The following is a 10315-nucleotide window of genomic DNA, read 5'->3' on the forward strand; positions in this document are numbered from 1 at the left end:
CAGCCGGTACGGCGGCCGTGACCGCCAGATCCCGCTGCTGCAACTGGTCGACAGGGCAACCGCCAGGCGAATGCTGGCCATGGGTGAGTCGCCGGACTACGGCGTGAACTTCCGCCGAATGTCGGCCAAGGGCCGGCCTGTGTCCTATCGTTATCCGTTCAGCCTGCAAACCCTGATGCGCTAAACCCCGGCCAGCATGATCACCAGTTGCACGATGCCGTAGAGCGTCAACGCAAACACCGCCGTGAACAGAATCCCCAGAATCACGAAATGACTCGGCTTGCCGTGGGTGAAATCCCGCGCGCGGTTCTTTCCGCTTTGCACACCAAAAGCTGCCGCCATCACGCTGTGCAGCATTTGCCAGAAAGTAGGCGGCTTGTTGTCGACTGGATCGTCCATAAACCCCTCGTCACTTGTGTGTGAATCGTAAGCATAGACATTCCAACCGGATCCTGTAGGAGCGAGGCTTGCCCGCGAAGAAGCCACCGTAGTCCTACAGGAAAACCGCGTCATCGTTCTTCGCGGGCAAGCCTCGCTCCTACAGAGGCGATGCTCAGCGCGAAGAGTGGTTAGTTGTCGTAACCCAGGTTCGGCGCCAACCAGCGTTCGGTCACGCTCAACTCCTGACCTTTACGCGAGGTGTAGCTCTGCACCTGATCCTTGTCGATCTTGCCCACTGCGAAGTACTGCGCCTGCGGGTGAGCGAAGTACCAGCCGCTGACCGCTGCCGCCGGGAACATCGCGTAGTGTTCAGTGAGGAACACGCCGCTGCGGCCGGCGCGCATTTCGGCGGCTTCGGGGTCGAGCAGCGCAAACAGCGCGGCCTTCTCGGTGTGATCGGGGCACGCCGGGTAGCCCGGAGCAGGGCGGATGCCGGTGTATTGCTCTTTGATCAACGCCTCGTTGTCCAGCGTCTCGTCCTTGGCATAACCCCAGTAATCCTTACGAACCTGCTGGTGCAGCCATTCGGCGCAGGCTTCGGCCAGACGGTCGGCCAGGGCCTTGACCATGATCGAGTTGTAGTCGTCGCCGGCGTCCTGATACGCCTTGGCCACTTCCTCGGCACCGATGCCGGCGGTGGTGATGAAGCCACCCACGTAGTCGGTGATTTCGCTGTCCTTCGGTGCAACGAAGTCGGCCAGGGAGAAGTTCGGCTTGCCGTCGGTCTTGATGATCTGCTGACGCAGGTGATGCAGCTTGGCCAATGGCTTGCCGTCATCGCCGTAGACTTCGATGTCGTCGTCACGCACCTGGTTGGCTGGCCAGAAGCCGAACACTGCGCGGGCGCTGATCAGTTTTTCGTCGATCAGTTTGGCGAGCATTTCCTGGGCATCGGCGTACAGCGCGGTGGCGGCTTCACCGACCACTTCATCCGTGAGGATGCGCGGGAACTTGCCGGCCAGGTCCCAGGAGATGAAGAACGGCGTCCAGTCGATGTATTCGGCCAGGACTTTGAGGTCGATGTTGTCCAGCACTTTGGAACCGGTGAACGTCGGTTTGACCGGCGCGTAGGTGCTCCAGTCGAACTGCGGCTTCTTGGCGATGGCTGCCGGGTAGCTCAGGCGTTCGGTGCGGGCGCTGCGGTTGGCAGTGCGTTCGCGAACGTCGATGTATTCCAGACGGGTCTTCTCGACGAAACCGGCTTTCAATTCCTTGGACAGCAACTGCGTCGCCACGCCCACGGCGCGGGAGGCGTCGGTCACGTAGATCACCGCGTCGTTGCTGTACTTGGGCTCGATCTTCACCGCCGTGTGTGCCTTGGAGGTGGTCGCGCCGCCGATCATCAACGGCAGGTGGAAGTCCTGGCGCTGCATTTCGCGGGCGACGTGGACCATTTCATCCAGCGACGGCGTGATCAGGCCGGACAGGCCGATGATGTCGCACTTCTGCTCCTTGGCCACTTGCAGGATCTTCTCGGCCGGCACCATCACGCCGAGGTCGACGATGTCGTAACCGTTGCAGCCGAGTACCACGCCGACAATGTTCTTGCCGATGTCGTGCACGTCGCCTTTCACCGTGGCCATCAGGATCTTGCCCTTGGCTTCCGGCTTGTCACCTTTTTCCAGTTCGATGAACGGGATCAAGTGGGCCACGGCCTGCTTCATCACGCGAGCGGATTTCACCACCTGTGGCAGGAACATTTTGCCGGCGCCGAACAGGTCGCCGACGATGTTCATGCCGGACATCAGCGGGCCTTCGATCACTTCGATCGGGCGGGCGAACGACTGGCGGGATTCTTCGGTGTCTTCGACGATGTGCGTGGTGATGCCCTTGACCAGTGCGTGCTCCAGGCGCTTGTTGACCTCCCAGCCGCGCCACTCTTCGGTCTCGGCTTCCTTGACGCTGCCGTCGCCCTTGTACTTGTCGGCGATGGCGAGGAGGGCGTCGGTGCCTTCCGGGGTGCGGTTGAGGATCACGTCTTCGACGGCGTCGCGCAATTCCACCGGGATCTGGTCGTAGATCTCCAGTTGGCCGGCGTTGACGATACCCATGGTCAGGCCGTTGCGGATCGCATACAGCAGGAACACCGAGTGAATCGCCTCACGCACCGGGTTGTTGCCGCGGAACGAGAACGACACGTTCGACACGCCGCCCGAGGTCAGCGCGTACGGCAGTTCGTCGCGGATGTAGGCGCAGGCGTTGATGAAGTCCACAGCGTAGTTGTTGTGTTCTTCGATACCGGTGGCCACGGCAAAGATGTTCGGGTCGAAGATGATGTCTTCCGGCGGGAAGCCGACTTCGTTGACCAGAATGTCGTAGGAGCGTTTGCAGATCTCTTTCTTGCGCGCTTCGGTGTCGGCCTGGCCGGCTTCGTCGAAGGCCATCACGACGACTGCAGCGCCATAGCGCTTGCACAGCTTGGCGTGATGGATGAATTGCTCGACGCCTTCTTTCATGCTGATCGAGTTGACGATGCCCTTGCCCTGGATGCATTTCAGGCCGGCTTCGATCACTTCCCACTTCGAGGAGTCGATCATGATTGGTACGCGGGAGATGTCCGGTTCGCCGGCAATCAGATTGAGGAAGGTCACCATGGCCTTCTTCGAATCGAGCATCCCTTCGTCCATGTTGATGTCGATCACCTGGGCGCCGGCTTCGACCTGCTGCAGGGCGACTTCCAGGGCTTCGGTGTAGTTGTCTTCACGGATCAGGCGGGCGAATTTGGCCGAGCCGGTGATGTTGGTGCGCTCGCCGACGTTGACGAACAACGAGCTGCGATCGATGGTGAACGGCTCCAGGCCGGAGAGGCGGCAAGCCTTCGCAATGTCCGGGATTTCACGCGGTGCATAACCGGCCACGGCTTTGGCGATGGCTTCGATATGGCCCGGCGTGGTGCCGCAGCAACCGCCGACGATGTTCAGGAAGCCGCTTTGGGCGAATTCTTCGATGACCTTGGCGGTTTGCGACGGCAGTTCGTCGTACTCGCCGAATTCGTTCGGCAGGCCGGCGTTCGGGTGCGCCGAAACGTGGGTGCCGGCCTTGTTCGACAGCTCTTCCAGGTACGGGCGCAGTTCGCTGGCGCCGAGGGCGCAGTTCAGGCCGACCGAAATCGGTTTGGCGTGGGCCACGGAGTTCCAGAACGCTTCGGTAGTCTGGCCGGAAAGGGTACGGCCGGAGGCGTCGGTGATGGTGCCGGAAATCATGATCGGCAGCTCGATGCCCAACTCTTCGAACACCCCTTGTACGGCGAAGATCGCGGCTTTGGCGTTCAGGGTGTCGAAAATGGTTTCGATCAGGATCAGGTCGGCGCCGCCTTCGATCAGGCCTTTGGTGGCCTCGGTGTAGTTTTCCACCAGTTCATCGAAGGTCACGTTGCGATAGCCGGGGTTGTTCACGTCCGGGGACAGCGAGCAGGTGCGGCTGGTCGGGCCGAGCACGCCGGCGACGAAGCGCGGCTTGTCCGGGTTCTCGAGGGTCTTCGCATCGGCGATCTTGCGGGCCAGGCGAGCGCCTTCTACGTTCAGTTCGTAGGCCAGTTCTTCCATGCCGTAGTCGGCCATGGAAATCCGCGTGGCGTTGAAGGTGTTGGTTTCCAGGATGTCAGCGCCGGCATCCAGGTAGGCTTTTTCGATGCCACCGATCACGTCCGGGCGCGTCAGCACCAACAGGTCGTTGTTGCCTTTGACATCGCTTGGCCAGTCGGCAAAGCGTTTGCCACGGTAATCCTGTTCCTCGAGCTTGTAGCTCTGGATCATCGTGCCCATGCCGCCATCGAGAATCAGAATGCGCTCTTTGAGGGCGTGCTTGAGGGCTTGAAGGCGAACACTGCGATCGGACATTGGGACTACTCGGAAAGACCATGACGAAGGGGCGGAATCATAGCAAACCTGTGCGGTTTTAGAGCATGTCGGGGAATTGCATGAATATCGCTCATGTTGGTCTGGGCGCTGTCCCGGTAGAATCGCTGCGTTTTTTCAAGGATCGGGAACAGGGACATGTCGTATCGCGTCGTCATCAGCAGCGTACTGCTGTTTTTAAGCTGGGGCGCCGTGGCGCAGGGCCTGGCGCCTTCCGCTGCCATTTCCTACACCCGCGACATCCAACCGATCTTCACCGAAAAGTGCGTGGCCTGCCATGCCTGCAATGACGCCGCCTGTCAGCTCAACCTGGGCAGCGGCGAAGGCGCGGCGCGCGGCGCGTCGAAAGTCCCGGTTTACGACGGCGACCGCAGCCAGGCGGCCGCGCCGACCCGGTTGTTTTATGACGCCTTCGGCAAGCACGCCTGGCAGCAAAAGGGCTTCTATCCAGTACTCGACGCCCAGGGCAGCCAGGCTGCGTTGATGGCGCGGATGCTGGAACTGGGTCACAAAACGCCTCTGACGCCCAATGCCAAATTGCCGGAAGACATCGTCCTGGGCCTCAATCGTGAAAACATGTGCGCGATGCCGGCCGAGTTCGACGGTTACGCGGGCGCTCATCCGAAGGAAGGCATGCCGCTGGCGGTCACCGGCCTGACCGATCAGCAGTACCAGACGCTGCAACGCTGGCTGGCCTCGGGTGCGCCGATCGATGAACAAGGCCTGGTGCCTTCGGCGAAAGAAGCCTTGCAGGTGGTGCAGTGGGAAAACCTGCTCAACTCGCCGGGCGCCCGGCAGAGCCTGGTGGGGCGCTGGTTGTTCGAGCACTGGTTCCTTGCCCACATTTACTTCAAGGACGGTGAGCCGGGACATTTCTTCCAATGGGTGCGTTCGCGCACGCCGACCGGCCAGCCGATTGACCTGATCAACACCCGCCGCCCGAATGACGATCCGGGCACGCAGGTGTATTACCGCTTGTGGCCGGTGCAGGGCGTGATCGTGCAGAAGACCCACATCACCTACCCGCTGAGCGCGGCGAAGATGGCGCGGGTCAAAAGCCTGTTCTACAACGGCAACTGGCAGGCCAATGCCTTGCCGGGCTACGGTCCGGAGCGCCGGGCCAATCCGTTTGCCACGTTCGAGGCGATTCCGGCGCAGGCGCGCTATCAGTTCATGCTCGATAACGCCGAATACTTCGTGCGCACGTTTATCCGCGGGCCGGTGTGCCGTGGGCAGATCGCCACGGATGTGATTCGCGATAACTTCTGGGCGCTGTTCCAGGCGCCGGAACACGATCTCTACATCATCGACCCGATCTACCGCGGCCAGGCCACGCCGTCACTGGCCATGCCGGGGCAGAACGACGATGTCGGCAGCGTGCTGAGCCTGTGGCATGACTATCGCGACAAACGTAACGAGTACGAAGTGCTGCGCCGCGACAACTACGCCGACGCGCCCGCGCCGAGCTGGTCGACTTTGTGGGCCGGCAACGACAACGCGCTGCTGACCATCTTCCGGCATTTCGACAGCGCCTCGGTGAACAAGGGCCTGATCGGCGATGTGCCGCAAACGATGTGGCTGTTCGATTTCCCGTTGCTGGAGCGCACGTATTATCAGTTGGCGGTCAACTTTGACGTGTACGGCAACGTTTCCCATCAAGCGCAGACGCGCCTGTATTTCGACCTGATCCGTAATGGCGCCGAGCAGAACTTCCTGCGCCTGATGCCCGCCGATTCACGCGACGACTATCTCGACGACTGGTACCAGAGCAGCGGCAAATTCAAGATGTGGCTGGATTACGAGGCCATCGACAACGACAAGCCAACGGCACTGAACCTCGACGAAAAAGACCCGAAACGCGACTTTTCCATGCAATTGCTGGCCCGTTACGGCGAGCTCAATGCCAAGCCCGATCCGATCAATCGCTGCGACGGGGCCTATTGCTCGCGGCCGAACATCGACCCGGATTTGCAGAGCGCCGAGCAGGCCTTGAGTCGCCTGGCCTCACGGCCCGCCGCCGGGCTGAAGGTCATTGATCAACTGCCGGAAGCGACGATGTTGCGTATCGAAGCCGCGAGCGGCAAACGCGAGGTTTATAGCCTGTTGCGCAACCGCGCGCACAGCAACGTCGCATTCCTGCTCGGTGAGTCGCTGCGTTATCAGCCGGGGCTCGACACGCTGACCATTTTTCCGGGAGTGCTCAGCACCTATCCGAACTTCATGTTCAACATTCCCGCCGATCAGGTGCCAGCCTTTGTCGAGGCGATGGAAAACGCCAAGGATGCCAATCGCTTCGAGAAAATCGTCGAACGCTGGGGGATTCGCCGCAGTCATCCGCAATTCTGGTTCTACTTCCATGACCTGAGCCGGTACGTCCATGAAACCGATCCGGTGGAAGAGGGCGTGCTGGACATGAACCGCTACGAAAACCTCTGAATCCCCCTATCTAACGTAGGAGCGAAGCTTGCTCGCGAAGGTGTATCAGCTACATACCTGTCGCCTGACACACCTTCGCGAGCAAGCTTCGCTCCTACATTAGGCAGAGGTATTGTCGTAATCTTTCCCGACAAAAATACTAGGACTTTGTGCGGCGCGATGATTGGCGTAAACTGCGCCCAAGCCTGCGAGGAGTTTCCATGACCGCTATTACCATTACCGACGCCGCCCACGATTACCTGGCTGATCTGCTCTCCAAGCAGAACACCCCGGGCATCGGCATCCGCGTCTTCATCACCCAGCCTGGCACCCAGTACGCCGAAACCTGCATTGCTTATTGCAAGCCGGGCGAAGAAAAACCCGAAGACACTGCGCTGGGGCTGAAAAGCTTCACTGCTTACATCGACTCGTTCAGCGAAGCTTTCCTGGACGATGCGGTTGTCGACTACGCCACCGACCGCATGGGCGGCCAGCTGACCATCAAGGCGCCTAACGCCAAAGTCCCGATGGTCAACGCCGACAGCCCGATCAACGAGCGCATCAACTACTACCTGCAAACCGAAATCAACCCGGGGCTCGCGAGCCACGGCGGTCAGGTCAGCCTGATCGATGTGGTCGATGACGGCATTGCCGTTCTGAAGTTCGGCGGCGGTTGCCAGGGCTGCGGCCAGGCAGACGTCACCCTGCGTGAAGGCATCGAGCGCACCTTGCTCGAGCGCATTCCCGAGCTCAAGGGTGTTCGTGACGTGACTGACCACACGCAGAAAGAAAACGCCTACTACTAAGTAAGGTGTTCGCTGCGACATGAAAAACGGCGCCCCGTGAGCGCCGTTTTTTTATGCGTTAAATTCAAGGACGCCTTCGCGAGCAAGCCCGCTCCCACATTGGACCAAGTTCAACATGAGAACGCGGTCCAATGTGGGAGCGGGCTTGCTCGCGAAGAGGCCGCTATGGCCGATACAAATGCGCATGCCCGGCACGATACAGCGACGACTCACTGAAATGATCGCTGCCCAACACCCGGCCCACCAGAATCAACGCCGTGCGCCGAAACCCCTTCGCCTCAACCTTCCCGGCAATATCCGCAATCGTCCCCACCACCCAATCCTGATCCGGCCAGGTCGCCCGGTGAATCACCGCAATCGGGCAGTCCGCGCCGTAATGCGGCAGCAATTCAACCAGGATTTTCTCCAGGTGATTCACCCCCAAATGAATGGCCATGGTCGCCCCATGCTGCGCCAGGCTGCCCAGCTCTTCACCGGCCGGCATCGCGGTCTTGTCGGCGTAGCGGGTCAGGATCACGCTCTGTGACACGTCCGGCAGCGTCAGCTCCGCACCCAACAGCGCCGCACACGCCGCCGTCGCGGTAACACCGGGAATGATTTCAAACGCAATATCGAGTTCGCGCAGGTAACGAATCTGCTCGCCAATCGCGCCATACAGGCTCGGATCGCCGGAATGCACCCGCGCCACATCCTGGCCGTTGGCATGGGCGGTTTTGATCAGCTCGATGATCTGTTCCAGGTGCAGTTCGGCGCTGTTGACCACCTGTTCGGCGTTGTGGCCTTCCAGTACGGCGGCGGGCACCAGTGAACCGGCGTAGATGATCACCGGGCAGCTGCGAATCAGCCGCTGGCCTTTGACGGTGATCAGTTCCGGGTCGCCGGGACCTGCGCCAATGAAATAGACGGTCATCGTCGTTTCCTGTCAAAAAAGGGGCCGGGCAAGGCTTCAGATGAAGATTGCTCATGATCGAAGGCGAGGATTATCGGGGATTTTGCGCGGCGCAGGCCAATGCCAGGGTCGCCTGGGCATACTTTTGTCGGGAAATCAGCAGTTTTGCCGGCGCCTGGGTCAGTTGTTCGGCAAGGGCGAGGGCGGCGCTTTCTGCTACGCCGTAGCAGCCGGTGCGCTCAAAAGCGATGTCCGAATGGTGGCTGAGTCGCGGTTTGTAATCTTTCAGTTGTTCACTGCTGAAGTACGTCAGCGGCAATTCGAGTTGTGCGGCAAGCTCGATCAGGCCTGGTTCATCACGTTTCAGGTCGATGCTGGCCAACGCCGTAATCTGCTGAAGTCCGATTTGATGCGCCTGTAATGCCAGATCGAGTAACGCCCGAAGCGTGCTGACGGGGCAGCCGCGCTGGCAGCCCAGGCCGACCACTAACGTCGGCGCTGTGCTGGTGTCGCTCATGCGTGGTATTGACCATCGCTTTTGCGGCGGAACAACCAGGCGCTGATCAGGCCCAGGGCCAGCCAGAATCCGAGGTTGGTCAGCTGCGAAGCGATTTTGAATTGCGTTTCCAGGGCTTGCGGCGCGAGCATCGAGTGCACTTCCGGTTGTGGTGCACCGATCACGTGAGGGACGGCGAGAATCGCCACGCCCAGGAGCTTCATCAGCCAGTGGCGGCTGAAAGCGATTAGCGCGATGCCGACTGCGGTGGACGCTGCAGTGCCGATCCACCAGATTTGCCGTTGTGCCAGGTCAGCCGCAGCAGTGCCCGGCAGTTCCGGCGGCAGGCCGAGGGTCGGTGCCAGTACAAACGTCGCGTAACCGGCCAGGCCCCAGAGCAAGCCCTGCGAGGTTTTGGTCGGCGAGCGCAGCGTGTAGAGGCCCGCGAGCATCAGGGCGAAACCGACAGCCACTACCAGGTTGCCGCCAGTTGTCGACAGCACGCGCTGCCAGCCGTCTTCCGGCTCCCAGGCTTCTGCATCGTGGGTGTGAGCGGCGGCACCGGCGGCGTGTTCATGAACTTCAACAGCGGCCGGCTCGGATTTTTCGTAAGTCTCGGCCTGCAGAATCAGCGGAGCGACCCAGAAGCTTTGCAGCAGGGTCAGCAACAGGGCGGCCAGCAGCCCTGTGAAACCTGCGGTTTGCGCAATACGCTTGATCATGTCGACAGGTCTCAATGGCACGGGAAGGCGGAGCTGTGACGGGTATCGTGCGCAGCGTTGTGCACCGCTTCGATGTGCGAGAAACCGGCGAAATACACCAGGCACGCGCCAAGGATCGACGCGCAGAGGGCGGCGGTCAGGCGTTGAGCCAGGGTGGTCGTGGTGGTGCTGGCGGATGTGTGGCCGGTGCTGCTGATGATCGACATGGCGCTTCCCTCTGGTCTGTCAGCGGGTGAATAGAGCGCATGGAAGACCCCTGCGAATCGGGCTCGCAGAGATTCAAACAGCGCCCGCCCACCGCGGGTTTGTTATTCAGTGAACGTAATCGTCACTTTGTGTTGCGGGCCGGTCTCCGGGCTCACGAGGGGCTTTGGCGTCAGCCGAAACCTGCAAGCGTCACCTTCCCATGCCGAACTGCTGGCACAGTGGATCTGACGCTTCGCTCGCTTACCGTTGCGGGGGCAGCACCGGACTGACATGGCTTTGAGTAAAGCACATGAATCACCGGTTTCCCGTTTCACCCTGTGAAGGGCACCCGTAACAAGGTGTGTAGGAGAGCATGGGCGGGGGTTGGGCGTCAATTGGCAAGGGTTCTCAACTCGGAACCGAGGTGGATTCTTCGCGGGCAAGCCTCGCTCCTACGGGGCGCGGTGTTTCCTGTAGGAGCGAGGCTTGCCCGCGAAGGCTTT

The 10315-nt window shown here is 60.8% G+C and carries 8 protein-coding genes, 1 pseudogene and 1 riboswitch; of the genes and pseudogenes, 3 read left to right on the top strand and 6 right to left on the bottom strand.

All coding sequences use genetic code 11. From position 1 onward, the window contains the following. Positions 1 to 184 (top strand): annotated as a pseudogene (locus PMI32_RS00115) (LacI family transcriptional regulator); the annotation flags it as partial. Here PMI32_RS00115 and PMI32_RS00110 read toward each other — a convergent pair. Both PMI32_RS00110 and metH read right to left on the bottom strand, forming a co-directional pair. Beyond that, positions 181 to 399, bottom strand: coding sequence for a DUF2970 domain-containing protein (locus PMI32_RS00110; protein ID WP_008035799.1), 219 nt, complete (start codon positions 397 to 399; stop codon positions 181 to 183). The pseudogene PMI32_RS00115 and the gene PMI32_RS00110 sit on opposite strands and share 4 nt — an antisense overlap. A gap of 170 nt (positions 400 to 569) precedes the next feature. Continuing rightward, the gene (metH, locus tag PMI32_RS00105) at positions 570 to 4280 is read right to left on the bottom strand and encodes a methionine synthase (RefSeq protein WP_008035800.1); all 3711 of its coding nucleotides are present in this window, start codon (positions 4278 to 4280) and stop codon (positions 570 to 572) included. A gap of 156 nt (positions 4281 to 4436) precedes the next feature. Here metH and PMI32_RS00100 point away from each other — a divergent pair, with 156 nt between their 5' ends. Together PMI32_RS00100 and nfuA are read left to right on the top strand one after the other, a co-directional pair. Then, positions 4437 to 6734 carry a fatty acid cis/trans isomerase gene (locus tag PMI32_RS00100; protein WP_008035802.1) on the top strand — a complete coding sequence of 766 codons (2298 nt, stop codon included), beginning with the start codon at positions 4437 to 4439 and terminating at the stop codon, positions 6732 to 6734. Between the two features lie 200 nt (positions 6735 to 6934). Then, positions 6935 to 7519: a Fe-S biogenesis protein NfuA gene (gene nfuA, locus PMI32_RS00095; protein ID WP_008035804.1), complete on the top strand. Its 585-nt coding sequence runs from the start codon at positions 6935 to 6937 to the stop codon at positions 7517 to 7519. 163 nt (positions 7520 to 7682) lie between these two features. On the opposite strand, the gene cobM is transcribed toward nfuA, so the two are convergent. The 4 genes from cobM to PMI32_RS00075 form a co-directional block, all read right to left on the bottom strand. Beyond that, positions 7683 to 8429: a precorrin-4 C(11)-methyltransferase gene (cobM, locus tag PMI32_RS00090; RefSeq protein WP_008035806.1), complete on the bottom strand. Its 747-nt coding sequence runs from the start codon at positions 8427 to 8429 to the stop codon at positions 7683 to 7685. Positions 8430 to 8499: 70 nt separating this feature from the next. Continuing rightward, positions 8500 to 8925 (bottom strand): cobalamin biosynthesis protein, encoded by a 426-nt coding sequence (locus PMI32_RS00085; RefSeq protein WP_008035810.1) that lies wholly within the window; start codon positions 8923 to 8925, stop codon positions 8500 to 8502. Next, positions 8922 to 9626, bottom strand: coding sequence for a CbtA family protein (locus PMI32_RS00080; RefSeq protein ID WP_008035813.1), 705 nt, complete (start codon positions 9624 to 9626; stop codon positions 8922 to 8924). The genes PMI32_RS00085 and PMI32_RS00080 overlap by 4 nt, the downstream gene beginning before the upstream one ends. Before the next feature lie 11 nt (positions 9627 to 9637). Continuing rightward, entirely contained in the window at positions 9638 to 9832 is a 195-nt protein-coding gene (locus PMI32_RS00075; protein WP_008035814.1) for a CbtB domain-containing protein, read from the bottom strand. A gap of 120 nt (positions 9833 to 9952) precedes the next feature. Next, positions 9953 to 10180, bottom strand: a riboswitch (cobalamin riboswitch). Positions 10181 to 10315: the final 135 nt, after the last annotated feature.

It is taken from the genome of Pseudomonas sp. GM60 (genome assembly GCF_000282415.1).
Lineage (GTDB): Bacteria > Pseudomonadota > Gammaproteobacteria > Pseudomonadales > Pseudomonadaceae > Aquipseudomonas > Aquipseudomonas migulae.